Genomic DNA, 23,008 nt, shown 5'->3' with positions numbered 1-23,008 from the left:
TCATATGAAATGAGCGTGACCGTAAATTGGTCGCAAACACCAATGATGATATGCGAATTACATATGACCTATAAAAAATAATAAATATCAACATATGAAAACACTTTTTTTAAGCTTAGCGGTATTGGCATTAGTTAGTTTTGACTCTTTGCGTTATAATGAATTGGATGAAAAACAAGAGATTAATAAAACTCTCGATGCATGGCACAAAGCTGCAGCTGAAGCGAATTTTAATGCTTATTTTGGAACGTTGACGGATGATGCGATTTACATAGGAACAGATCCAACAGAAAATTGGGATATGAATGCTTTTAAGGCTTTTGCAAAACCTTATTTTGACAGGGGGAGAGCCTGGAATTTTACAGCATTGGAACGTCATATTTATTTTGATAAATCGGGTAAGTTGGCTTGGTTCGACGAGCTGTTAAATACACAGATGAAAATTTGTAGAGGTTCTGGTGTGCTTGTAAAGATCGGTAAGGAATGGAAAATTAAACACTATGTTTTGTCCATGACGGTTCCAAATGACAATACAAATGCAGTAGTGAAAATTAAAGAAGGGATAGAGGATGTCGTGATAAAAAACCTTCAGGCGAAGAAATAAGAATGATATTAGGAATCTTCTGAAAACAGTAATTCTACTAGATGGTCATCTCTTAGATAGATATCATTATAAAAACAGATTTCCCCGGAATCATTAACCCATGCTGTAAAATAGCTAATATGAATTGGGATTTTATGTTTGAGCATACAAGTGGTTTCCTTTTCTCCTTTCATGGCATTGTTGATCTTGTCAATAGGCCAGTCGGGATTATCTTTTAAAATTACAATAGCCAATTCTTTGGCCTTTTGTACATTGATGCAGCCATGACTAAATGTTCTGTATTCCATATCGAATAGATTTCGAGCTGGAGTGTCATGAAGATAGATACCATTGGGATTAGGAAAAATAAATTTAACCAGTCCCAAGGAATTATTTATTCCGGGCTTTTGTCGAGCATTTCCGTTGTTCCATTCTATATTGTGTTTAGTTAGATAATCTTTGTCATTATCCATTTGTACTTTTAGTTCACTTTCAATAATGCTTTTGGGAATATTCCAGTAGGGACTAAACACAATACTGTTTATATTAGCACTAAAGACAGCGGTTTCGGTAATAACTTGTCCTAAAAACACATTCGATTCCAGTTCCTTTTTACCATTTTTTTTATAAACTAATTTAAAGGATGGAATATTTATAATTACATATTCGTTGGCATTAGCTAATTTTGGATCAATCCATCTACAGCGTTCCATATTTATCATAATGGTTTTAATGCGTTCTTCGGCAGGAATGTTCATTTGTCTAATGTGTCTATATGTAATGGTATAATTAACCTTAAAGCCGTTTCTTTTTTTAAAATTCAATACGCCGGCCATCATCTCATCATCATATATATTGAGTTTGGAATCCCGTTTTAAATTTCCGTTAATGGTGAGCCAATGTCTGATTTGGCCAATGACTTTGGAGCTGTCATTTGGTTTCAATTCTTCTGCTTGGGAAATGGAATCTATGTAATTCCAACCACCTTCTTTTTCTATTTGTCGGTATTTTTTTAAAACATCCCGGAGTTTGTAATATTGATCGAATACTAGGTTTTCATTTCTATTTAGCAATTCTGGATTGACTAATAGGGAATCCAATAGATTTGCATAAGAAATATTCTTTCTTGGGATAAACCAGCCTGTTTCCTGTATTTTTTTAGTGTCCATACCGTAAAATACTTTTTGAGCATAAAAAACGTATACGGTAGATAACATTATTTCGGTATTGATTTGGGAAAGTTTATTGATCGGTTTATCATAAAGAAGCTTGTCAAATTTATCTTTATAAGGCAAACGGGAATTTAATCCTTCTTCATCGAGAAGATTTGCTTTAGTATATAATACATCGGCAAATTCGATAAGTCCAGTGCGATTATACCAAATTGACTTAAAATTTCTTTTTTTGTATATAATAGTAACGTCTGGTTGGTATTTTTTTAGAGAAGGATATTGTTTGAAAAAACTAGAAATGGCAGTTTTATCAATATTAAATGCAGATTTATTCTGTTGCGATTGAGCCAAAGAAGTGCCATCAATCGTTAGATTTTCTATTCTGTCACGGTAGAAAGAAATGAGCGAAAGAGTCAATACTATAATTATTATGAATAAAACTTTTTTTTTCATCAAATAATTATTTTATATAAAGGTAAGCAAATTTGCTCTTAGCTAAAAGTAAAAGGAGGCGAAGTTTGCTGCAGAATGACTTTGGTTGAATGTTTTTCGATACCAGTTTTTGGTTCAAAAAAATGACTTGAGGAAATAGGTAGAATATGTTTTTATAGAGATAAAGATGTTCTTCTTAAAAATACGGGTTAGTGATTAAAATCTTCATTTTTTCTTTATCAAAGCTTTCGGTCTTATATAATTGCTTAATTTTGCCGAAATTGTAATTATATCGTGGGAAGTAAAAATAAATTAAAAAGGTTCAAAGAAAACGAAACATTCAATAATGTTTTTCAACCAACAAGAGAAGAAGTAGTAGGTGATTTATTTCCGCTAAAGGGCAAATGGAATTCAGATTTTTTCAAGAACGAAAATCCATTGGTTTTGGAATTAGGTTGTGGTAAAGGTGAGTATTCTGTTGGATTGGCCGAAAAATACCCCAATAAAAACTTTGTAGGAATCGATATCAAAGGAGCTCGTTTCTGGCGTGGTGCAAAAACTGCGGTAGAGACAGGTTTGCATAATGTAGCGTTCATCCGAACTCAAATTGAATTAATCAACCACATTTTTGCTGAAAATGAAGTTGATGAAATTTGGATTACTTTTCCAGATCCGCAAATCAAATACAAGAGAACTAAACACAGAATGACCAATTCTGAGTTTTTGAAATTGTATAAAAAGATATTGAAAAAGGATGGTGTTGTAAATCTTAAGACCGATAGCGAGTTTATGCATGGTTATACATTAGGATTGCTTCATGGAGAAGGACATGAGGTTTTATACGCAAATCATAATGTGTATGTAAATGAAGGAAGTCCAGAAGAAGTTACTGCTTTTCAGACATTTTACGAAAAGCAATATTTGGAAATTAATAAAGCAATTACGTATATTCGTTTTAAAATAAAATAGTATTTAGATTACAGTATTCCTTTTTATTTGCTGATGCAAATTATTTTTTGAGGATAAACTGAAAACTGGGACTGCTTCTTAATATTTTTATTGAGGAGAGACTAAAAACAAAAGATGGCTATAGTATTACCCTTTTTTTTTGGATTTGTTGCTGCTGCGGTTGGTATAACACCGCCAGGTCTTATCAATATGACTGCTGCAAAAGTAAGTTTGAAAGATGGCAGAAATGAAGCTATTTCTTTTGTCATTGGTGCTACGATAATAGTTTTTTTTCAAACTTTTTTGGCTCTGTTATTTGCCAATTTTATTGATAGCAGACCTGATATTATAAATAAGCTTCAGGAATTTGGGCTTTTTATATTTATAGCATTGACTATTTATTTTTTTTGGAAAGCAAAAAGACCTAAAATTTCTAAATCTGAAACAAAAACGCACAGTAAAACAAACCGTTTTTTTCTTGGGATGTTACTGTCTGCTTTAAACTTATTTCCTATCCCATATTATGTTTTTATAAGTATTACTTTGTCATCATATGGGTATTTCTTTTTCAATAAAGGATTTATTTTTTCTTTTGTTTCGGGCGTAGTTATTGGATCATTTTTGGTTTTCTATCTTTATATTTTGTTTTTCAAAAAAAGGGAGTCCAAATCCTCTTTTTTGATGAATAATGGGAATTACATAATAGGAACTATTACCGGTTTAGTTTCTTTATTTACACTGTTCAAACTTGCTAAAGTGTATTTTGGATAAATATCATGGAGACCACAAGCGATAATTTTTTCGAAAGGGTTTATGCAGTTGCAAGATGTATTCCGTACGGAAAGGTTACTTCCTATGGAGCCATTGCTAAGGTTTTAGGATCTGCACGTTCTGCTAGGATGGTAGGATGGGCAATGAATGCAGCCCACAATCTTGAGGATGTTCCGGCTCATAGGGTAGTGAATAGAAAAGGGATGCTTACTGGTAAACACCATTTTGATGGAACTAATCTCATGCAGCAATTACTGGAAAGTGAGGGAATTGTTGTAGTTGATAATCAAATTATGAATTTTGAATCTGTTTTTTGGGAACCCAAGATGATTGATTAATTTCTATGATGCCTGTTTTTTCTTTTTTAACTAAAAAGTATACTCTTCAAAAATACATTTACCACTATAGCTTTTATTGTAGACCTCCATCAATAAATCCAATCCAAATCCTTTAGAATTAGAACTTAATCCGTTATCTTTGCAATCTAAAATTAGTTTAAATAAAGATAATTTTCAAAGTCAAAATCTTGATTCAAAATCATAAAAAATAGCATCAGAATCAAATAAAAATAAATAGTAATTACGCATGAAATTAGATAGAAAAGACATTCTTAAAGCATTAGAAACAATAACTATTGCTGGTGAAGGTAAAAATATGGTAGAAAGTGGAGCCGTTGCAAACGTAGTCACTTTTGGTGATGAGGTTGTTGTTGATTTGGTATTACATACACCAGCAATGCATATTAAAAAAAGAGCTGAGGATGATGTTAGAAAAACGATATTGGAATTAGTTTCTCCAGAAGCCAAAATTAAAGTAAATATAAAAGTAGAGGTTCCTGAAAAAAATGAAGTCAAAGGGAAAGCAATTCCTGGGATAAAAAACATTATCGCTGTGGCTTCTGGAAAAGGAGGTGTTGGGAAATCAACAGTAACGGCAAATTTAGCAGTTACATTGGCTAAGATGGGATTCTCTGTTGGTGTTTTGGATGCTGATATTTACGGGCCATCAATGCCAATTATGTTTGATGTAGAAAATGAGAAACCGATTTCGGTTGAGGTTAATGGAAAATCAAAAATGAAACCTATTGAAAGCTACGAAGTAAAAATGCTTTCGATAGGATTTTTTACTTCTCCAAGTCAGGCAGTAATTTGGAGAGGACCAATGGCTTCTAAGGCTTTGAATCAAATGATTTTTGATGCAGATTGGGGAGAATTAGATTTTATGTTAATAGATTTACCTCCAGGAACAGGTGATATTCATCTTTCGATTATGCAATCATTGCCAATAACGGGAGCGGTAGTTGTAAGTACTCCTCAAGCTGTTGCTCTTGCTGATGCCAAAAAAGGAGTTTCTATGTTTTTGTCAGAAGCAATAAATGTACCGGTTTTGGGAATCATTGAAAACATGGCTTATTTTACACCGGAAGAATTGCCGGCAAATAAATATTACATTTTTGGTAAAGAAGGGGCAAAAGACTTAGCTCAAGATCTTGGAGTTTCATTTTTAGGTGAAGTGCCAATTATTCAGTCTATTCGTGAGGCAGGAGATTATGGTCGTCCAGCTGCATTACAAACAGGTTCAGTAATCGAAGGCGTTTTTGAAGAAATTACACGTAATGTGGTGAGTGAAGTAGTGAACAGAAATGAAAATTTAGCACCTACTGAAGCTATAAAAATTACAACAATGGCTGGATGTTCAGCTGTTAAGAAATAAACTTTTAAGGGGAAAATAAAATAGTTATGAAATTGCCATAATTTCAGAAAAACATAATTTGAAGAATGGCAATTTCGTATTCCTGTAAAAATAAATAGTATCTAGATATGAAAACAGAAGAATTAACCAAAAACGTTCTAATGGCGCTTGATGAAATCAGGCCTTTCCTGAACTCAGATGGAGGTGATATTACCCTCATTTCTATTGATGAAGGGAAGCATGTAAAAGTGCGTCTTGAAGGAGCTTGTACCAGTTGTAGTGTCAATCAAATGACATTGAGAGCAGGTGTTGAAACGACTATTAAGAAGTTCGCACCACAAATAGAAACGGTTGTTAATGTTTTGTAAGAGCATTGAAAAAGAGTTTGTTGTTTGTTTATAACACACTCTTTTTTTATAAGAAGTATATTAACTACATTTTTTTGTGGAATTAATACTATTATAAATGATGGTGACTGAATAGGCTCTTGTTAAATCCTTAATTTGTACTTGTTAAATTGAGATAAAAATGAATTTTTTAGATAATTATTAATGGTGAATTGTCAATAAAACTGCGGTTTTCTCTTTTATATCTAAAAATACATGTAAATAATTCAAGTATTTTTTCTTTGAAAATTCAAATAAAAATATACATTTGTAACACTAACCTACAACCTTGAATTATGAAGAAACAGTACTTATTAATTATTTTATTTTTATGCTTTTATAAAAATTACGGACAAGAACCAATACAAGAGGCATATGTGTCCAAAACATTAGTCAATGTTGATGAAGAGTGGAGTGAAGTGAATTACTCTTCGATGGTTAATGTTATGTCGAATAAGAAAGGTCAATTAAAGATTGTCAACGCTGAATTTTTGACTGAACTTAGTAATGGTAAAGCCAAAATGATAGAAGGAAGCGCATACAATTCTGCTGAGTTTACTTTTCAAACACTAACAAAAGAGAAAACAGAAAAAAATGGTTTGGTATACCTAACCTATGAGGGAAAACTAGTGTTTAAGACCCATGACGGGGCTTATGCGCCATCCTCAAAAATTGTTTTTATAATAAATCAAGCTGATATTATTGGTTTAAAAATTCTTAATAATGAAAACAAAAAAGAATTTCTATTAAACCTTGAAATAAAAGGATAAAGTTGTAGCTTAACAGCTTCAAACTAAAATACAAATTACAAGAATGGATGTTTTAATAAAAATCAAAGATAGAGAAGGAGTTGTTCATGAATTACAAGCGCCTACAGACATGGCGATGAATATAATGGAATTATGTAAAGCTTATGAGCTTCCTGTTGAAGGAACTTGTGGAGGAATGGCAATGTGTGCTTCTTGCCAATGTTATGTTCTTAATGATGTAGCGTTACCAGAAATGGGAGATGATGAAGAGGCAATGCTTTCTGAAGCTTTTTATGTAAAATCGAATAGCCGATTGGGATGCCAAATACCAATTACCGAAAATCTAGAAGGATTGGAATTAGAATTAGCTCCAGAATATTAATTAGAGTATTTAGTATCTAAGATTTATAGTTAATTAAAAAAAAGACATTCGTTCTAAAAACGAATGTCTTTTTTATTTTTAAAAATTATCGGAATAGCTTTTTGTCTGTAAAGACTCCTAACTTTTGATAAAAAAACAATCGAACAAGTAAGTTGTAAACTTTTCGAAAAGATGTAAGCAGTTTTGAGTTTGGGTATTAAAAGCCTTTTATAGCTTACATCAATAATGTAGTATCATTTTTAGTTCGTTGATTTATATGATCGAAACTTTAAGATGGTTTTATATCATGTGAAATTTCCGCGTTTATCGTTATTTGTTCTTCGATAGCATCCCATAGCCCTATTCTCTTTTCTAAGGCTAAAACCGAAATTTCTTGTACTTCTAACCACTTTTTTTGATTATCTCCGCAAAGATCAGTAATCATTTTCATTGCCATTGGGCCATGTTCATCAGCATCTAATTCGATATGTCTTTCAAAATAATACAGTAGCTTACTTAAATCGCTTGCTGGGAAATTGGCTTGAAAATTTCTCAATATTTCAGTGAACATACTTGGAATTAAATCTTCTCTACCAAAAGTAAATGCAGCAGCTATTTCATGTGGCTTTCCTTCTTCAATTACTCTGAAAGTAAAGTCAAGGAATGCTTTAATGTTTGGGTGTAAATTACTTTTTTTAATTGCAACAAATATATTTTGAAACGAATGAACCTCTTCTAAAAAACGGTCTATTGCTATAGTTTGAGCACCACAATCTTGCATAGCTTCGATATACATTTCAAAATGGCTCAAACGGCGTCCATCAATGCTTAAATCACTTTCTTCGGCAAGTACGATTTCATTAATCAAATACCTTATTTCCGGATTGGATGTTGCAGTCCACGGTGTTGTAGTACAGGTTAATTTTGCTTGTAAGGCTTTTAATAAAGACATGAAATCCCATACAGCAAATACATGATTTTCTAAAAATCGATGTAAATCATCTAATGTATTTACTTTTTTATATAAAGGATGATTTAATAATTGTTGTTTTTGGATTTGAATGCTTGAGTTTACTGTTGCAATATTCATCGTGGTATATTTTTGTGCAAAAATAAAAAAGCTTCTCGTTACCAAGAAGCTTTTATTATCAATTTTATAAATACTTTAATAGTTTGCTATCTTATTTGAATGCTGGGATTCCTGTTACATCCATTCCTGTGATTAACAGGTGTATGTCGTGTGTTCCTTCGTATGTAATTACTGATTCTAAGTTCATCATATGACGCATGATAGAGTATTCACCAGTGATTCCCATTCCGCCTAACATTTGTCTAGCTTCACGAGCAATATGTATAGCCATATCTACATTATTTCTTTTAGCCATAGAAATTTGTGCCGATGTTGCTCTTCCTTCGTTTCTTAAAACTCCAAGTCTCCAAGTTAACAATTGCGCTTTAGTGATTTCAGTAATCATTTCGGCTAATTTCTTTTGTTGTAACTGAGTACCTGCAATTGGCTTGTCAAACTGAATTCTTTCTTTTGCATAACGCAAAGCAGTATCATAACAGTCCATAGCAGCACCAATGGCGCCCCAAGCAATTCCATAACGAGCCGAATCCAAGCATCCTAGTGGTGCGCCTAAACCTGATTTGTTAGGTAGTAAGTTTTCTTTAGGAACTTTTACATTATCAAAGATTAGTTCTCCTGTTGATGAAGCACGAAGTGACCATTTGTTATGCGTTTCTGGAGTGCTAAAGCCTTCCATTCCGCGTTCTACGATTAAACCATGTATTCTTCCTTCTTCATTTTTTGCCCATACAACAGCAATATCAGCAAAAGGAGCATTCGAAATCCACATTTTGGCACCATTCAAAAGATAATGATCTCCCATGTCTTTAAAGTTGGTGATCATACTTCCTGGATCTGATCCATGGTTTGGTTCAGTTAAACCAAAACAGCCTATAAGTTCACCAGTGGCTAATTTTGGTAAATATTTCATTCTTTGTTCTTCGTTTCCGTATTTCCAAATAGGGTACATTACCAAAGAAGATTGTACAGAGGAGGTGGAACGAACACCAGAATCACCACGCTCAATTTCTTGCATGATTAACCCATATGAGATTTGGTCTAATCCTGCACCGCCATATTCTACAGGAATGTACGGTCCAAAACCACCTATTTCACCCAAACCTTTTACAATTTGTTTTGGAAATTCTGCCTTTTGAGCATACTCTTCTATAATAGGAGAAACTTCGCGTTTTACCCATGCACGGGCTGAATCACGAACTAGTTTGTGTTCTTCATTTAATAAATCATCTAGATTGTAATAATCAGGGGCTTGAAATAAATCGGGTCTCATAGTTTATGGTTTTTTAAAGCAACAAATTTACGTAAAAGAAATATAACAAAAATAATATAAATTGTTATATTATTCTAAAATATGCTTTAAAGTAGTATTTTTTCTATTCTATAGGTAATTTTTCTCTTAATAGTTGATTTTCTTTCTTTAGAGAATCAATTTCTATTTTCAAAATATTGATATACTCTTGCTGATTGTCTATCATTTCTTTAGGTATACTGTAATATTGATTGGAACTTATCTCTGGAGTATTGCTTTTTGAACTATCAGTTGGTATATATTCAGGTTCAAAAATGGTCTCAAAAGGAACTGATAAAATACTAGCTAATTTTTTCCATTCCTGATTGCTTATTTTGGTTTTTCCATTCTCTCTACGCCTGTAAGAATACTCCTCCATACACATTAAATCTGCTATTTCTTTACAGCTTAATCCTAGATTTTTTCGAATTTTAATCAATCTTGATTTTTCCATAAACATTGATATTTTGTTACGAATGTAAGGATATTATTTATATATGTTTAAAAAATGTGCGAAAATTGTTTGGTTTATGTAGATATGCGTTTTATTTATAAATATATATTTGAAAAAAAATAAACTTTTTACTGCAATTGGTTGTGTACAAAAAGTTATGAAAAAGTATATTTTTTTTAATAAAATAATAACCAACTGAACTTCTTTGGAAATTGAATTAAAGAAGTAAAAAGCAATCTGATTAATGATAAAATTAGTAAACCAATATCTTAGTTTAAACTTTTATTTAAATGCAAAAGAAGAGTTTGAAGAATTATTTCTTTCTCATCCCAATTATCCAAGTGTATTTGCTATAACAGATTCTTTAGATATGTTGTCTATAGAAAATATAGCGATAAAAGTTCCAAAAGAACAATTAGGTGAATTACCTCTTTCTTTTCTTGCTATTTATAATGATGATTTAGTTTTAGTGACAAAAAATGATAAGACTATTCAAATTGAGACTGAAAAAGGAGTAAAGTCTATTGTGACTATAGATGATTTTTGCAAAGGTTGGAATGGTGTAATAGTAGCAATAGAGCCTAATCAAGTTATTATAACTGAAGGTGAAATCAATATTAAATGGATAACATACGGTATTCCTACTGTAAGTTTAATTCTTCTATCCATTTTTTATAATAATTATAGCTTAAGTAATGCGATACTACTTTTTACTTCTGTAGTTGGTGTTTTGGTTAGCATTTTTATTGTTCAGGAAAAGTTTGGGTTAAAAAATGAAATAGTTTCGAAATTTTGCAATATTAATGCTAATGTTTCCTGTGATTCAGTTATTAAATCAGAGAAAGGTGATATAAATAAATGGATGGGTTTTACAGATTTACCATTGCTTTTTTTTAGCATTAATGTAGTTTCTATTTTATTGAATCCAATTTATTCCAGTAAAATAATCGGATTACTCAGTTTATTTTCATTCCCAGTCATTTTATACTCTATTTGGCTTCAAAAATTTCAAATCAAAAAATGGTGTATGCTCTGTTTGGTAGTATCCGCTATACTTGTTTTGCAAGGTTTGATAGGCTACTTTCTAGAGCAACCTTTGGTTACAGATATAGTTATTAATGATTTTAGTTATTTATTTTCTGTAATTGTCTGTACTTCTTTATGGTTAATGATAAAGCCAGTTTTAGAGACCAAGTTTAAAGCTGAAAATGAAGTGAAAGAACTGAAAAAGTTTAAACGAAGCTATTCTGTTTTCGAGTTTTTATCGAAAGAAGTTCCTGTGATGGATGGATTTGCTAAACTAAAAGGAATACAGTTTGGGAACAATAATTCGAGTGTAGGACTTTCTATTTTTCTTAGCCCAAGTTGCGGTCATTGTCATAAAGCATTTGAAGATGCTATCAATTTGGTTCGTAAGTATCCCGAAAAAGTATTCTTGAAGGTTTTATTTAATATTAATCCAGAGAACAATGACAATCCTTATAAAGCAGTTGTCGATAGTTTGTTAGAAATCAATAATTCATTTCCTGAAAAAATAGGAGAAGCAATTTCGGACTGGCATATACATAAAATGGGATTGGAACCATGGTTAAAGAAATGGAAAGTGGCGGCAATCTCGATGAAAGTAAATCAGCAGATTCAACAGCAATACGATTGGTGTCTGGAAAATGAGTTTAACTACACTCCTGTTAAGATTGTAAACGGGAAAAAATTTCCAAATGAATACAGTATAAGTGAATTGAAATATTTTCTAAATGATTTCTCAGAAGAGAAAGATTCTATAGAAATGGAAAGCTTAGTTGAACTTTAAAAATATAGACATAAATCTCAAGTGTCTTTAATTGATTGGGATATTAACTAACCTAACAAAAATTATAATCATGTTAAAAAACATTCTAGAATTAGAAGGAGTTCAAAAATTAAGTAAAAACGAGAAAAAGAGCATTAATGGAGGGCTAGCTTGCAGACCTGATGGTAGTTGTCCTAAAGGTTCATACTGTAATGATGAATTAGGGATATGTAGAGTTTATCCTAAAAATTAGACACAAGCCTCAAATGTGTTTAAATGATTGAGGGAATTTTTAAATCAACAAAAACTAGAATCATGTTAAAAAACATTTTAAAATTAGAAGGAGCTCAAAAATTAAGTAAAAACGAGCAAAAAAATATTTCAGGGGGAATTCATATTTGCGCTATAGACGGATGTATTAATCCTAGATACTATTGTACAAAAGTAGGATGTAAACCGCAACCAGAAGAAGTGTAATTAATTTCACTATTTAGATTTTAAAAGCCTAACCTAAATTCTCAAGTACTTTAAAGTGATTGAGGAGATATTAACTAACCTATAAAAATTATGACCATGTTAAAAAACATTTTAAAATTAGAAGGAGCTCAAAAATTATCTAAAAATGAGCAAAAAAGTATAAACGGAGGTTTAAAGGATTGTATTGATCCAACTACAAATAGATGTAAGTACATCAGCTTAGCTTGTGCTAGCCCATGTCGTCCAGAGTTACCGTAATAAATTTTAAATATTGATTGAGTCACTGACACAAGCCCTAAGTGTTACACAAAGATTGGGGTATTAAGTAAATATCAAAAACTATAATCATGTTAAAAAATATTCTAAAATTAGATGGAGCTCAAAAACTGACTAAAAATGAACAAAAAAGTATAAAAGGCGGTTTAGCTTGTGTAGGGGGAGTTTGTCCTCGTTCTTCGGGTACTTACTGTTGTTATGCAGGAAGTGATGAGGGAATCTGCAGACTTATTGGTCAGGCCTGTTTTTAAGTAAGCGTTTTGTATTTTTTCTGTTAGTGTAGAAGTAAAAAGTGCTTTTCTAATAGCAATGCAAAATTAATGTTAGGGAATAATACATCAATTTTTCCTCATTTTAAGATAAAAAACACAAGTCCCAAGTGTTTCAAAATGATTGGGATATTAACTAAATTAATTAAAAACTATTACCATGTTAAAAAAAATTTCAAACCTAGAAGGAGCTCAAGTGTTAACTGAAAAAGAGCAAAAAGTAATTAAAGGAGGTCTTCCATATTGTGAAACTGGATACCCAATTCGTATTTTCGAAAACGGTCGTTGGAGATGGATCTGTAGTACTGACGAGGTATAATACTCACAAACTACAGACACAGACACAAGCCTCAAGTGTCTTTAAAAATTGAGGAACTAATCAAACTTTTAAAATTTATATTATGTTAAAAAACATTTTAAACTTAGAAGGAGCTCAAAAATTGAGTAAAAAGGAACAAAAATCATTGAATGGAGGAATAACTAGATTCAATACTTGTCCATACGGAACACATCAATGTGAGGATTCAGGTCCTTATAAATGTGTTAAGAATGGAATAATGTGTCCATAATTATTTTTCATAAAATAAAAAGCTATGTAATAAAGAGTATTATTTCATAGCTTTTTTATTTGAAATTCAATCGACATCATGTTCCAAGTGTCTTTAAATAATTTGGGATATTAACTTAACCATAAAATATTATATCATGTTAAAAAGCATTTTAAACTTAGAAGGAGCTCAGGAATTAACTAAAAAAGAGCAAAAAAACATTAAAGCAGGTATTCCAGTAGGTTGTTACGTTGCATATTATCCAGGTAATTCTTTAGCAGAGTGTAGAGTGGAATACCCAAATGCAACTTATAATTCAATTAATCATACTTGCAGAGCGTTAGTGTGTGAAGAATTTTAATTTTAAAATCGATACCATGTTAAAAAACATTTTAAAATTAGAAGGAGCTCAAAAATTAACAAGAAACGAGCAAAAAAATATTCATGGAGGAGATGTTCCTCCAACTTGTTATGATCCTGAGACCGAATTGTATTCATGCCCACTTCGCGTAGGTAGAACTTGGATTTGTATTTATTGTTAAAACAGTTTAATACTGTAGATGAATCCCAAGTAACTTTAAATAATTTTAGTAAAACTATTAAATAGGATAACATGTTAAAAAACATTTTGAATTTAAAAGGTGCTCAAAAATTAACTAAAAGTGAGCAAAAAAGTATTAATGGAGGGATAACTGAAGTTTGTGCTAAAGCAATTAGTGGTGGATGGGCTATATATAAAGGATTTGGACCATGCCCTGCAGAATATCCTTTAGCTGGAGGAGGTTGTTGTTTCTCAATAGAATAATTTTCTTCTTATAATACGATAGTAATGAATTAAAATATTTCCTGAATAACTTTTCTGAGGAGAAAGTATTTGTAGAAAGGAGAATTTTAATTCAAATTTAAAGGCACACTAAAATATTCTTGAAATATAGAGACAAACCCAAGTGTCTTTAAATGATTGAGATTTTAACTAAATTAATAAAAACTATAATCATGTTAAAAAACATTTTGAATTTAAAAGGTGCTCAAAAATTAACTAAAAGTGAGCAAAAATCAATTAATGGTGGTAGAATGGCTTGTGATGCGACTCATTTATGTCCGAAAGGGCAATGTTGCGTGAGCGGGACATGTTGGTATTGTCTAGAACCTTAATGAGGTGAAAGGATAAAAAGATACAAATCCCAAGTATCTTAAAAGGATTGGGATGTTAACCAAACTATAAAAAATATATTATGTTAAAAAATATTTTGAATTTAGAAGGAGCTCAAAAATTAACCCAAAAAGAGCAAAAATCAATTAATGGAGGATTTGGATGCATCAAAATTTTTTATTGGACAATGATTGCTGCCGAGTGTGCAGAAGAAGGAGGTACATATAATGCAACTACTGGTAAATGCGCAGTAAAAGAAAATATTTGTGTATAGTAAAGGTTACTAAATTGTTATAAATATAAAGAGGAAATTTATTTCCTCTTTATTGTTTTTAATATTGATAAGTAAAATATTTTGTACTAAATTGCTTTCGAAAAAAAATAAGTTAAAATTGAAGAAATTCCCCAACTACAAACAGGCCGATTCTAAAGATTGTGGCCCTACCTGTTTAAAAATTATAGCCAAGTATTATGGCAAATCCATAAACATTCAAGAATTAAGAGATTATAGCGAGACGACCCGAGAGGGCAGTAATTTATTGTTTTTAAGTGATGCTGCCGAAAAAATAGGCTTCAGAACTTTAGGGGTAAAACTCAATTTAAAAAGTTTAGATGAAGTGCCTTTGCCTTGTGTTTTGCATTGGAACAAAGAACACTACGTAATCCTATATAATATTAAAAAAGGGAGATATTTTATTTCAGATCCTGGTTTTGGATTAATCGATTATAGTGAATCAGATTTTATAAAATTTTGGATAGGTAATAATGCCGATGATACTACACAAGAAGGTATAGCATTATTACTGGAAGCTACCCCTAAATTTTTTCAATCTGAATTTGAAAAAGAAGAGAACAAAGGATTAGGATTTGGTTTATTGTATCAATACATATTGAGATACAGGTCATTTTTAATACAATTAACAGTTGGCTTATTGGCAAGCAGTTTATTGCAGTTAATTTTTCCTTTTTTGACACAAAGTATTGTCGATGTAGGGATTCAGAACCAGAATATTAATTTTATTTATTTAATTCTGTTTGCGCAATTGTTTCTTTTTGCCGGGAAAACAGGCTTAGAGCTTATTCGAAGTTGGATACTTTTACATCTTTCTACCAGAATAAACATTTCCTTAATTTCAGATTTCTTTATAAAATTAATGAATTTACCCATTTCATTCTTTGATGTAAGGATGACAGGAGATATTCTGCAGCGTATAAATGATCATCATCGTATAGAAAAAATTCTAACCACATCTTCCTTAAATGTATTGTTTTCTGTAATCAATATGATTATTATGGGAGGAGTATTAGCCTATTATAACCTAAAGATTTTCTTTGTTTTTTTTGCGGGAAGTCTTCTTTATTTTGGTTGGATTACCTTGTTTCTTAAAAGACGAAAAGAATTGGATTATAAACGATTTTCGGAGGTAAGTCAGGAACAGAGCAAAGTAATGGAACTTATAAACGGGATGCAGGAAATTAAACTGCATAACGCCGAAAAACAAAAAAGATGGGGTTGGGAATATGTACAGGCAAGATTGTTTAGGGTATCTATAAAGGGGTTGGTATTAGAACAAACGCAAACGATTGGTTCGTCTGTCATAAATGAATTAAAAAATATCTTTATTATTTTTCTTTCGGCAAAATTAGTGATAGATGGATCTATTACTTTGGGGATGATGATGGCGATAAGCTCTATTGTTGGGAGTTTGAATGGTCCAATTACCCAACTTATCGAGTTTGTTCGTGAATTGCAAGATGCAAAAATATCATTGGCGCGTTTGTCAGAAATTCACGAAAAAGAAGATGAATCACAACAAGAAATACATCAAACACATGATATTCCTAAGGACAGTGATATAATAATAAAGGATTTATCTTATCGTTATTTGGGGTCAGATATTCCGGTATTAGACAATTTGAATCTAAAGATTCCAGCCCGAAAAGTTACCGCTATCGTAGGTGTAAGCGGAAGTGGAAAGACTACTTTAATGAAATTGTTGCTTAAATTTTATGATCCAGACAAAGGAGAAATCAATTTAGGGAATACGCAACTCAAGAATATAGCACAAAAATCTTGGAGAGACAATATTGGTGCTGTAATGCAAGAAGGCTTTATATTTAATGATACTATTGCCAATAACATAGCGGTAGGAGTAGGTATAATTAATAAAGAACGATTAGTCTATGCCGCTGATGTGGCTAATATTACTGAATATATTTTAGGGTTACCGCTAGGATACAATACTAAAATAGGTACAGAAGGAGTAGGGATGAGTACTGGACAAAAGCAGAGATTACTTATTGCCAGAGCAGTTTATAAAAACCCAGAAATGTTATTTTTTGATGAAGCAACATCAGCTTTAGATGCTAATAATGAAAAAGTAATTATGGGTAAATTGGATATTTTTTTCAAAAACAAAACAGTGGTGGTTATTGCACACCGATTAAGTACAGTGATGAATGCCGACCAAATTGTGGTACTCGACAAAGGAAAAATTATCGAGATGGGAAGCCACTCTGCATTGGTAGAACAAAAAGGGAACTATTTTGAATTGGTTAGAAATCAATTGCAATTAGGGAACTAAGCTTGATTATGGAAGCTGGAAATAAGAAGTTTTTTATTTCAGTCTTCCAGTTTCAGTTTTTCAAATTATATCATAAAAATAATCATATCTAAAATTCAACAATAAAAAAATGCCTGAATTACCTGCTTCAAATACCGACTTTCAACTTCGTAGTGAAGAAGTTCAAGATATTCTTACTCGTGTTCCGCACTGGATGATTCGTTGGGGAACGGTTTTAATTTTTGGAATCATAGTAATGCTTTTTTGTGTGTCTTGGTTCTTAAAGTATCCAGATGTAGTAAGCACAGAAATTGTTATTACAACTGCAATTCCACCAGAAAAAATAGTGGCTAAAACTACTGGAAGAATCGAAGCTATTTTAGTAAAAGATAAAACAGCAGTTTTAGAAAACACGACACTTGCCATAATTGAGAATAATGCCAATTATAAAGATGTATTTGTTTTAAAGAATTGTTTGAATCATTTTGATCTAAACGGAACTGCAAAATTCCCTTTTCATTTACTTCAAAATGCTCAATTAGGAGATATAGAAAGTGCATATGCTATTTTCCAGAAAGAATATTCGGCAGAAGAACTCAATACAGAACTACAACCTTATCAAATAGAAAACAAAGCACAACGTTCTGAGAATATTGAAATAAGAGCGCGTTTGAAGTTGTTAGAGCAACAAAAAGTAATAAATGAAAGCGAATTGCAACTTCAAAAAAATGATGTCAATCGTTTTGAATCCTTATATAACAAAGGAGTTGTTTCTGCACAAGATTTTGAAAATAAAAAATTAGGATATCTACAAGCCGAAAAGAATTATAAAAGTCTATTGTCCTCAATATCTCAATTAAAGTCATCTTTGATTGATAACACAAAATCAAGCCAAAGTTCACAGATAAATGGGACTAAAGAAACGGTAAATTTAGATAGAAGTGTCACACAAGCTTTTTATCAATTGAAAAAAGCAATAAAAGATTGGGAACTGACCTATACTTTAAAAACATCTGTTTCTGGTGTGGTTACATTTTTACAAGTTTGGACAAAGAATCAATCCATAACAACTGGAGACAATGTATTTTCAATTATACCTACAATAAAAGAAGGATACCTTGGTAAAGTAAAAGCTCCTGCATTGAATTCCGGAAAAATTAAAGTGGGACAAAAAGTAAATATTCGTTTGTTTAATTTCCCGGATAGAGAGTTTGGTGTTTTAAGAGGTAAAGTAAGTAATATTTCTTTGGTACCAGATAAAGAAGGTAATTTGCTAATAGATGTATCTTTGCCAAATGGATTAGAGTCTTCTTATAAAAAGCAAATTCCTTTTCAACAAGAGATGAAAGGCTCTGCGGATATTGTAACCGAAGATTTGAGATTGTTAGAACGTATTCTCTACCAGTTTAGGGATATTTTTAGAGCAGAGTAGTATTGGACTTATCTCCTGTTTTAAGATAAAACTGATAATTAAAAGAGATATAAGAAAGTAAGCAAGAAGTGTTGGTTAGAACTAGGTAATTTTGTAATATTGGAGGATAGATTAATAGATGTTAATCAGCAGTTTTCCCCAAATCAGCCAAAATCAAAATTATGAAAAAACAAATAGCGCTTATTTTATTATTAGTAGCAGGGTCAATCGGGTATTCACAAACACAAACACAAGCTCTAAATTGCAGTAAGTTTAAAAACTTCAAAGCGTATAATCCGGATTATCCTAAAAGGACTTTTGTGGTAAAAGGCGCCACTCAAGAAAGTTATGACAATGGAGTGCTTCAATTGGTTTGGAGTGTTAAATGGATCAGCGACTGTGAATATGAAATCACTTGCGTTAAAAAGCTTGGCGAATCTCAGATGGAATTAGGAGACAGAATTATCATGACAATTGTGAGTATTGACGACGACTGTTTTACTGTTAAAAGAACTTTTTACAGTAAAAATTTTCCAGAAGGGGATGTTGATCCAGGCAGTACATATTGTCTAGCGAAGTAGTTGATAGTTAAATGAAACCACCATAAAGATTTTTTCTTCTGAACCGTCCTAAAATAGGTTGACAGATTAATATTAATTTTATTAACTATATCGTAAATTATTGTAATGAGAAAATTGAAAACAATTATTTTCAAAACAATAAAAGAATAAATGTGTTGAATTACGATTTGATGTCTGTAGATATAAACACTGACAATGTAGAAATAATCAATTGATTAAAACTTGATGTAAAACTTAAAGAAGATCCAGATTACTGGAGAAACAACAATTTCATTTCTGAGGATGTGAAACTACATCTTCAGATAAAAATCCTTAGTCAGTTCAATATATTCAGGAGTATAGACATGTCTTGCTGTTTCAATTATCAATTCATTTGTCAAAATAGTAGCGTTTTCATTTCGGCAAAAAGCCAATAAACTGCGCTTGATTTCGGTGGTAGGAGTTCCTTTAACTCTAGTGATTTTTATAGGATACAATTCGTATTCTTTAGCAAGAGCAATAAAGTTTTCCTCTTCTTTGAACGGAATGATAACAGCGAACACACCGTTTTCTGAAAGTAATAAATCTGCGGCTTCAATTAAGTCTTCAAAAGGCATAGCATCAGCAAAACGGGCAAGATCACGTTGTCCGTTTTCGGATTTATAGTCTTCGGTATAAAAGGGAGGATTGGAAACAATTAAATCGTATTCATCTTCAGGTTCTTCGACAAATTCGTCTAATCCTGCATGAAAGCAAAAAAGACGGTCACCCCAAGGAGAGTTCTCAAAATTGTCTACGGCTTGTTCGTAAGCGTCTTCGTCAATTTCTAAAGCATCAATTTGTTGGGCATTACTTCTTTGTGAGAGCATTAAAGCAATGATACCGGTTCCGGTTCCAATGTCTAAAACACTAAAAGGATTGTTTTCTATTGGAGCCCAAGCGCCTAATAAAACGCCATCAGTTCCAATTTTCATAGCTGTTTTATCTTGTTTAACAGAAAATTGCTTGAAAGTAAACATGGGAAATTAGATTTCAGATTGTAGATTACTTCGTCAGTTCGCCTTTTAGACTCGGGTAACGAATATTGATTTTAGATTTTTTAAACTGAAAAAACGATTGGAAACAGAACCTTTTCTTAAAGATACATTTCGATTAGTCCTTCAGGTAAATCCATAATGACTTTTTTGTTTTCCCTGTCAATTTTTACAAGAAAATGGTCGACCATAGGGATAAGGATTTCGGTGTCTCCTTTGAGTACTTCAAAAAGAGGCTGAGCTGTGGTATCGTTGATTGATTGAATATCTCCAACATATCCCAAGCGTTTGTCTTCTACTTCAAAACCAATAACTTCATGAAAGTAGAATTTGTTACCTGTAAGTTTAGGTAACATTTTTAAAGGAAGGTATAAATCGTTGCCAATTAAAGCATCGGCAGCTTCCTCTGTATCAATATCTTCGAAACTGATTCTAAGAAAATCATTTTTGTGTAAGGAGCTATTTTCAATAAAAAAAGGAATCAAGTGTTTGTTGCATTCAACAAACACTGATTCCAAGTTTTCGTATAACTCAGGTTCGTCTGTGTCTAAATAAGCCAGAACTTCACCTTTGAAACTAAATTTTTTGGCGATTTTACCCAAATAGAAACAATCTTCTTTACGCATTTTCGCCTTCTAAATTATGCTTCAGTTGTTTCGTTATTTTCTTCAGCAGCAGGAGCTTCTTCAGCTTCAGTTTCAGCAGGAGCCTCAGCAGCAGCTGCAGCAGCAATAGCATCAGCTTCAGCTTGTGCAGCAGCAGCTAAACGTTTTGCATTAACTTCTTGTTCTGCTTTAAGAGCTTTAGCTTTAACATCAGCTTGCGCTTTAGATAAACCGTCTTTTTTAGCATTAACTTTTCCAGCTTTAGCTTCTAACCAAGCTGCTAATTTTGCATCAGCTTGCTCTTGAGTCAAAGCTCCTTTACGGATACCTCCATCAAGGTGGTGTTTCAATAAAGCACCTTTGTAAGAAAGAATAGCTTTTGCTGTATCAGTAGGTTGAGCACCATTGTGCAACCATTTTACTGCGCTATCAAGATTTAAATCGATAGTTGCAGGATTGGTGTTTGGATTGTAAGTACCAATTTTTTCTAAGTATTTACCATCTCTTTTTGAGCGTGCATCTGCAGCTACAACCCAGTAAAAAGGTTTTCCTTTTTTTCCGTGTCTTTGTAATCTAATTTTTACTGACATAATCGTGTGATTAAATTTTGAGGTACTCGACCTCGATTAATTAAGGGTGCAAAGATACATTTTTTATTGAAACAAACTAATATGATTATTACTTTAATGATTGATAATGTATTAGAAGTGTTTTGTTCTTTATTTTTTTGAAATTGATAAAGAGAAAAATAGTTGGTTTTTCAGTGTAAAAATAGAGATTCAATACAAAACCAAATGATTCTATATCATAAATAAGCTAATTTATAGTTATTTAGAAAAAAAATAGTCTACATTTGTTTTAACTATTATAAATAAGTACTTATGAATATTTTTGTTGGAAGCCTTCCATTCAGTATTGAGGAAGCAGATTTAAGAGAGTCTTTCGAGGCTTACGGAGCAGTTGATTCAGTTAAAATTATCACAGATAAATTTACAGGAAGAAGTAAAGGATTCGGTTTTGTTGAAATGGCAAATGACGATGAAGCTCAGAAAGCAATTGACGAATTGAATGGGGCTACAGTTCAAGGACGTTCAATCGTTGTAAACAAATCTGAACCTAAACCAGAAAGTGAAAGAAGAAGTTTTAACAACAACCGTGGAGGATACGGAAACAACCGTGGTGGAGAAAACCGTGGCGGTGGAGACAGAGGAAGATATTAATATTTTTTTCAATCATATTATAAAAAAGGTGTCAATGTAAATTGACACCTTTTTTTGTGTTTTATTTTACAAATTGGCAACAAGCCAGTCACCCACTTCACTAGTAGAGTAAGGTTTGGCTCCTTTGGCAACTAAATCTTCGGTAACAATTCCTTCTGCTAAAGATTTATTAACGACAGTTCTGATAGCATCTGCTTCGGCTTTTAATCCAAAGGCATCCTCAAACATCATTGCAGCAGATAGAACAGTTGCTAGTGGATTAGCAATATTCAAGCCCGTTGCTTGTGGGTAAGATCCGTGTATTGGCTCGTATAATGAAGTATGTTCACCCACTGAAGCTGATGGCATTAATCCCATTGATCCCGAAATAACAGAAGCTTCATCTGTCAAAATATCTCCAAATAAATTCTCCGTAATCAATACATCATATGAGTTTGGCCATTGTACCAATCGCATTGCAACCGCATCTACAAATTCATAACTCACTTCAACCTCAGGATAATCTTTTTCCATAGCTTGAACGGTTTCTCTCCACAAACGAGAAGTTTCTAAAACATTCGCTTTATCTACACAACACAATTTTTTTGAACGTGTCATTGCAAGTTCAAATCCTTTTTTTGCTAAACGTTTAACTTCGTCTCTAGTGTATACACAATTATCAAAGGCTGTTTCACCATCGTCTCTTCTTCCTTTTTCTCCAAAATAAATTCCTCCGGTTAATTCTCTTAAGAAAACCAAATCGGTTCCTTCGATACGCTCTTTCTTCAATGGAGAATTATCAATCAATGACGGGAAAGTAAAGGTTGGGCGCACATTGGCAAACAAACCTAATTTTTTGCGCATTAATAATAGTCCTTGTTCAGGACGAACGGTTGCGCTTGGGTTGTTATCATATTTTGGGTGTCCAATAGCCCCAAAAAGAACAGCATCGGCAGCCATACAAATTTCATGTGTTTCGTCTGGGTAAGGAACACCAACGGCATCAATAGCACAAGCACCGGTAAGAGCAGGTGTCCAAGTGATTTCATGATTGAATTTTTTGGCAATGGCATCCGAAACTTTAACAGCTTCGTTTATTACTTCTGGTCCGATTCCGTCTCCGGCTAAAAGGGCAATATTGAATTTCATTATATTTTTTATTTAAAGATTGAATTATTTAATTATTTAAAGATTGGA

The 23,008-nt window shown here is 32.2% G+C and carries 31 protein-coding genes; 23 read left to right on the top strand and 8 right to left on the bottom strand.

What is annotated here, in order from left to right:
- Positions 1–94 precede the first annotated feature (94 nt).
- Positions 95–604, top strand: a complete 510-nt coding sequence (locus OZP08_RS02070) for a nuclear transport factor 2 family protein (RefSeq protein ID WP_281322876.1) — start codon at positions 95–97, stop codon at positions 602–604.
- An 8-nt stretch (positions 605–612) separates the two neighbouring features.
- On the opposite strand, the gene OZP08_RS02065 is transcribed toward OZP08_RS02070, so the two are convergent.
- On the bottom strand, positions 613–2,208 hold the full coding sequence (locus OZP08_RS02065) for a L,D-transpeptidase family protein (protein ID WP_281322875.1): 1,596 nt from the start codon (positions 2,206–2,208) through the stop codon (positions 613–615).
- Between the two features lie 273 nt (positions 2,209–2,481).
- Between OZP08_RS02065 and trmB the strand changes: the two genes are divergently transcribed.
- From trmB to OZP08_RS02030, 7 genes are all read left to right on the top strand, one after another.
- Entirely contained in the window at positions 2,482–3,156 is a 675-nt protein-coding gene (gene trmB / locus OZP08_RS02060) for a tRNA (guanosine(46)-N7)-methyltransferase TrmB (RefSeq protein WP_268848093.1), read from the top strand.
- A 114-nt stretch (positions 3,157–3,270) separates the two neighbouring features.
- Positions 3,271–3,906: a LysE family transporter gene (locus OZP08_RS02055; protein ID WP_281322874.1), complete on the top strand. Its 636-nt coding sequence runs from the start codon at positions 3,271–3,273 to the stop codon at positions 3,904–3,906.
- 5 nt (positions 3,907–3,911) lie between these two features.
- Positions 3,912–4,244 (top strand): MGMT family protein, encoded by a 333-nt coding sequence (locus OZP08_RS02050; protein ID WP_268848092.1) that lies wholly within the window; start codon positions 3,912–3,914, stop codon positions 4,242–4,244.
- 247 nt (positions 4,245–4,491) lie between these two features.
- Complete coding sequence (locus tag OZP08_RS02045; RefSeq protein ID WP_281322873.1) at positions 4,492–5,619, top strand: Mrp/NBP35 family ATP-binding protein; 1,128 nt, start codon at positions 4,492–4,494, stop codon at positions 5,617–5,619.
- A 107-nt stretch (positions 5,620–5,726) separates the two neighbouring features.
- Positions 5,727–5,966 (top strand): NifU family protein, encoded by a 240-nt coding sequence (locus OZP08_RS02040; protein WP_268848091.1) that lies wholly within the window; start codon positions 5,727–5,729, stop codon positions 5,964–5,966.
- A 314-nt stretch (positions 5,967–6,280) separates the two neighbouring features.
- Positions 6,281–6,754, top strand: coding sequence for a hypothetical protein (locus OZP08_RS02035; RefSeq protein WP_268848090.1), 474 nt, complete (start codon positions 6,281–6,283; stop codon positions 6,752–6,754).
- Between the two features lie 43 nt (positions 6,755–6,797).
- Entirely contained in the window at positions 6,798–7,115 is a 318-nt protein-coding gene (locus OZP08_RS02030; RefSeq protein ID WP_268848089.1) for a 2Fe-2S iron-sulfur cluster-binding family protein, read from the top strand.
- Between the two features lie 268 nt (positions 7,116–7,383).
- Here OZP08_RS02030 and OZP08_RS02025 read toward each other — a convergent pair whose 3' ends face one another.
- From OZP08_RS02025 to OZP08_RS02015, 3 genes are all read right to left on the bottom strand, one after another.
- Positions 7,384–8,184, bottom strand: coding sequence for a DUF3050 domain-containing protein (locus tag OZP08_RS02025; RefSeq protein ID WP_268848088.1), 801 nt, complete (start codon positions 8,182–8,184; stop codon positions 7,384–7,386).
- Positions 8,185–8,275: 91 nt separating this feature from the next.
- Positions 8,276–9,454, bottom strand: a complete 1,179-nt coding sequence (locus tag OZP08_RS02020) for an acyl-CoA dehydrogenase family protein (RefSeq protein WP_281322872.1) — start codon at positions 9,452–9,454, stop codon at positions 8,276–8,278.
- Positions 9,455–9,557: 103 nt separating this feature from the next.
- Complete coding sequence (locus OZP08_RS02015; protein WP_268848086.1) at positions 9,558–9,926, bottom strand: helix-turn-helix domain-containing protein; 369 nt, start codon at positions 9,924–9,926, stop codon at positions 9,558–9,560.
- Positions 9,927–10,170: 244 nt separating this feature from the next.
- Between OZP08_RS02015 and OZP08_RS02010 the strand changes: the two genes are divergently transcribed.
- The 14 genes from OZP08_RS02010 (at position 10,171) to OZP08_RS01945 (ending at position 18,994) form a co-directional block, all read left to right on the top strand.
- The gene (locus OZP08_RS02010) at positions 10,171–11,736 is read left to right on the top strand and encodes a vitamin K epoxide reductase family protein (RefSeq protein WP_281322871.1); all 1,566 of its coding nucleotides are present in this window, start codon (positions 10,171–10,173) and stop codon (positions 11,734–11,736) included.
- A 70-nt stretch (positions 11,737–11,806) separates the two neighbouring features.
- A complete protein-coding gene (locus tag OZP08_RS02005) occupies positions 11,807–11,968 on the top strand; it encodes a hypothetical protein (protein WP_281322870.1) in 162 nt (53 codons plus the stop codon).
- A gap of 23 nt (positions 11,969–11,991) precedes the next feature.
- The gene (locus OZP08_RS02000) at positions 11,992–12,192 is read left to right on the top strand and encodes a hypothetical protein (RefSeq protein WP_281322869.1); all 201 of its coding nucleotides are present in this window, start codon (positions 11,992–11,994) and stop codon (positions 12,190–12,192) included.
- Between the two features lie 96 nt (positions 12,193–12,288).
- The gene (locus OZP08_RS01995; RefSeq protein WP_268848082.1) at positions 12,289–12,450 is read left to right on the top strand and encodes a hypothetical protein; all 162 of its coding nucleotides are present in this window, start codon (positions 12,289–12,291) and stop codon (positions 12,448–12,450) included.
- 89 nt (positions 12,451–12,539) lie between these two features.
- Complete coding sequence (locus OZP08_RS01990; protein WP_268848081.1) at positions 12,540–12,719, top strand: hypothetical protein; 180 nt, start codon at positions 12,540–12,542, stop codon at positions 12,717–12,719.
- Positions 12,720–12,897: 178 nt separating this feature from the next.
- Positions 12,898–13,056, top strand: a complete 159-nt coding sequence (locus OZP08_RS01985; protein WP_281322868.1) for a hypothetical protein — start codon at positions 12,898–12,900, stop codon at positions 13,054–13,056.
- An 82-nt stretch (positions 13,057–13,138) separates the two neighbouring features.
- Positions 13,139–13,306, top strand: a complete 168-nt coding sequence (locus OZP08_RS01980; protein ID WP_268848079.1) for a hypothetical protein — start codon at positions 13,139–13,141, stop codon at positions 13,304–13,306.
- A 136-nt stretch (positions 13,307–13,442) separates the two neighbouring features.
- On the top strand, positions 13,443–13,646 hold the full coding sequence (locus OZP08_RS01975; protein WP_281322867.1) for a hypothetical protein: 204 nt from the start codon (positions 13,443–13,445) through the stop codon (positions 13,644–13,646).
- Positions 13,647–13,662: 16 nt separating this feature from the next.
- Positions 13,663–13,827, top strand: coding sequence for a hypothetical protein (locus OZP08_RS01970; RefSeq protein WP_268848078.1), 165 nt, complete (start codon positions 13,663–13,665; stop codon positions 13,825–13,827).
- Between the two features lie 71 nt (positions 13,828–13,898).
- On the top strand, positions 13,899–14,090 hold the full coding sequence (locus OZP08_RS01965) for a hypothetical protein (RefSeq protein ID WP_268848077.1): 192 nt from the start codon (positions 13,899–13,901) through the stop codon (positions 14,088–14,090).
- Between the two features lie 430 nt (positions 14,091–14,520).
- Positions 14,521–14,712, top strand: a complete 192-nt coding sequence (locus OZP08_RS01960; protein ID WP_268848076.1) for a hypothetical protein — start codon at positions 14,521–14,523, stop codon at positions 14,710–14,712.
- A gap of 118 nt (positions 14,713–14,830) precedes the next feature.
- The gene (locus OZP08_RS01955; RefSeq protein ID WP_281322866.1) at positions 14,831–17,023 is read left to right on the top strand and encodes a peptidase domain-containing ABC transporter; all 2,193 of its coding nucleotides are present in this window, start codon (positions 14,831–14,833) and stop codon (positions 17,021–17,023) included.
- A 109-nt stretch (positions 17,024–17,132) separates the two neighbouring features.
- Positions 17,133–18,434, top strand: a complete 1,302-nt coding sequence (locus tag OZP08_RS01950) for an HlyD family secretion protein (protein WP_281322865.1) — start codon at positions 17,133–17,135, stop codon at positions 18,432–18,434.
- A 161-nt stretch (positions 18,435–18,595) separates the two neighbouring features.
- Entirely contained in the window at positions 18,596–18,994 is a 399-nt protein-coding gene (locus tag OZP08_RS01945; RefSeq protein ID WP_268848073.1) for a hypothetical protein, read from the top strand.
- Between the two features lie 290 nt (positions 18,995–19,284).
- Here the strand turns inward: OZP08_RS01945 and OZP08_RS01940 are convergent, their stop codons facing one another.
- The 3 genes from OZP08_RS01940 to OZP08_RS01930 form a co-directional block, all read right to left on the bottom strand.
- Positions 19,285–19,992 carry a tRNA1(Val) (adenine(37)-N6)-methyltransferase gene (locus tag OZP08_RS01940; protein ID WP_281322864.1) on the bottom strand — a complete coding sequence of 236 codons (708 nt, stop codon included), beginning with the start codon at positions 19,990–19,992 and terminating at the stop codon, positions 19,285–19,287.
- Positions 19,993–20,108: 116 nt separating this feature from the next.
- Positions 20,109–20,633, bottom strand: a complete 525-nt coding sequence (gene rimM / locus OZP08_RS01935) for a ribosome maturation factor RimM (protein WP_281322863.1) — start codon at positions 20,631–20,633, stop codon at positions 20,109–20,111.
- 14 nt (positions 20,634–20,647) lie between these two features.
- A complete protein-coding gene (locus tag OZP08_RS01930) occupies positions 20,648–21,202 on the bottom strand; it encodes a 30S ribosomal protein S16 (RefSeq protein WP_268848070.1) in 555 nt (184 codons plus the stop codon).
- A 291-nt stretch (positions 21,203–21,493) separates the two neighbouring features.
- On the opposite strand from OZP08_RS01930, the gene rbp reads away from it, so the two are divergent.
- Positions 21,494–21,832 (top strand): RNA-binding regulator, encoded by a 339-nt coding sequence (rbp, locus tag OZP08_RS01925; protein ID WP_268848068.1) that lies wholly within the window; start codon positions 21,494–21,496, stop codon positions 21,830–21,832.
- Between the two features lie 66 nt (positions 21,833–21,898).
- On the opposite strand, the gene leuB is transcribed toward rbp, so the two are convergent.
- Positions 21,899–22,960, bottom strand: a complete 1,062-nt coding sequence (gene leuB, locus OZP08_RS01920; protein WP_268848067.1) for a 3-isopropylmalate dehydrogenase — start codon at positions 22,958–22,960, stop codon at positions 21,899–21,901.
- Positions 22,961–23,008: the final 48 nt, after the last annotated feature.

The sequence above is a fragment of the Flavobacterium aestivum genome, assembly GCF_026870175.2.
Classification (GTDB): domain Bacteria; phylum Bacteroidota; class Bacteroidia; order Flavobacteriales; family Flavobacteriaceae; genus Flavobacterium; species Flavobacterium aestivum.
The sequence above is the reverse complement of the archived record's forward strand: the minus strand, read 5'-3'. Positions and strand labels throughout refer to the sequence as shown.

Bases quoted from the DNA above. Each gene is read 5' to 3' on its own strand.
- OZP08_RS02040 (WP_268848091.1), top strand. From the start codon at position 5,727: ATGAAAACAGAAGAATTAACCAAAAACGTTCTAATGGCGCTTGATGAA.
- OZP08_RS02015 (WP_268848086.1), bottom strand. From the start codon at position 9,926: ATGGAAAAATCAAGATTGATTAAAATTCGAAAAAATCTAGGATTAAGC.
- OZP08_RS01930 (WP_268848070.1), bottom strand. From the start codon at position 21,202: ATGTCAGTAAAAATTAGATTACAAAGACACGGAAAAAAAGGAAAACCT.
- OZP08_RS01965 (WP_268848077.1), top strand. From the start codon at position 13,899: ATGTTAAAAAACATTTTGAATTTAAAAGGTGCTCAAAAATTAACTAAA.
- OZP08_RS01950 (WP_281322865.1), top strand. From the start codon at position 17,133: ATGCCTGAATTACCTGCTTCAAATACCGACTTTCAACTTCGTAGTGAA.
- OZP08_RS01990 (WP_268848081.1), top strand. From the start codon at position 12,540: ATGTTAAAAAATATTCTAAAATTAGATGGAGCTCAAAAACTGACTAAA.
- OZP08_RS02005 (WP_281322870.1), top strand. From the start codon at position 11,807: ATGTTAAAAAACATTCTAGAATTAGAAGGAGTTCAAAAATTAAGTAAA.
- OZP08_RS02055 (WP_281322874.1), top strand. From the start codon at position 3,271: ATGGCTATAGTATTACCCTTTTTTTTTGGATTTGTTGCTGCTGCGGTT.
- rimM (WP_281322863.1), bottom strand. From the start codon at position 20,633: ATGCGTAAAGAAGATTGTTTCTATTTGGGTAAAATCGCCAAAAAATTT.
- OZP08_RS01975 (WP_281322867.1), top strand. From the start codon at position 13,443: ATGTTAAAAAGCATTTTAAACTTAGAAGGAGCTCAGGAATTAACTAAA.
- OZP08_RS02030 (WP_268848089.1), top strand. From the start codon at position 6,798: ATGGATGTTTTAATAAAAATCAAAGATAGAGAAGGAGTTGTTCATGAA.
- OZP08_RS01940 (WP_281322864.1), bottom strand. From the start codon at position 19,992: ATGTTTACTTTCAAGCAATTTTCTGTTAAACAAGATAAAACAGCTATG.
- OZP08_RS02020 (WP_281322872.1), bottom strand. From the start codon at position 9,454: ATGAGACCCGATTTATTTCAAGCCCCTGATTATTACAATCTAGATGAT.
- OZP08_RS02065 (WP_281322875.1), bottom strand. From the start codon at position 2,208: ATGAAAAAAAAAGTTTTATTCATAATAATTATAGTATTGACTCTTTCG.
- OZP08_RS01970 (WP_268848078.1), top strand. From the start codon at position 13,663: ATGTTAAAAAACATTTTAAAATTAGAAGGAGCTCAAAAATTAACAAGA.
- leuB (WP_268848067.1), bottom strand. From the start codon at position 22,960: ATGAAATTCAATATTGCCCTTTTAGCCGGAGACGGAATCGGACCAGAA.
- OZP08_RS01995 (WP_268848082.1), top strand. From the start codon at position 12,289: ATGTTAAAAAACATTTTAAAATTAGAAGGAGCTCAAAAATTATCTAAA.
- OZP08_RS01985 (WP_281322868.1), top strand. From the start codon at position 12,898: ATGTTAAAAAAAATTTCAAACCTAGAAGGAGCTCAAGTGTTAACTGAA.
- OZP08_RS01980 (WP_268848079.1), top strand. From the start codon at position 13,139: ATGTTAAAAAACATTTTAAACTTAGAAGGAGCTCAAAAATTGAGTAAA.
- OZP08_RS02010 (WP_281322871.1), top strand. From the start codon at position 10,171: ATGATAAAATTAGTAAACCAATATCTTAGTTTAAACTTTTATTTAAAT.
- OZP08_RS02025 (WP_268848088.1), bottom strand. From the start codon at position 8,184: ATGAATATTGCAACAGTAAACTCAAGCATTCAAATCCAAAAACAACAA.
- OZP08_RS02035 (WP_268848090.1), top strand. From the start codon at position 6,281: ATGAAGAAACAGTACTTATTAATTATTTTATTTTTATGCTTTTATAAA.
- OZP08_RS02050 (WP_268848092.1), top strand. From the start codon at position 3,912: ATGGAGACCACAAGCGATAATTTTTTCGAAAGGGTTTATGCAGTTGCA.
- rbp (WP_268848068.1), top strand. From the start codon at position 21,494: ATGAATATTTTTGTTGGAAGCCTTCCATTCAGTATTGAGGAAGCAGAT.
- OZP08_RS02070 (WP_281322876.1), top strand. From the start codon at position 95: ATGAAAACACTTTTTTTAAGCTTAGCGGTATTGGCATTAGTTAGTTTT.
- OZP08_RS01945 (WP_268848073.1), top strand. From the start codon at position 18,596: ATGAAAAAACAAATAGCGCTTATTTTATTATTAGTAGCAGGGTCAATC.
- OZP08_RS02045 (WP_281322873.1), top strand. From the start codon at position 4,492: ATGAAATTAGATAGAAAAGACATTCTTAAAGCATTAGAAACAATAACT.
- OZP08_RS01960 (WP_268848076.1), top strand. From the start codon at position 14,521: ATGTTAAAAAATATTTTGAATTTAGAAGGAGCTCAAAAATTAACCCAA.
- OZP08_RS02000 (WP_281322869.1), top strand. From the start codon at position 11,992: ATGATTGAGGGAATTTTTAAATCAACAAAAACTAGAATCATGTTAAAA.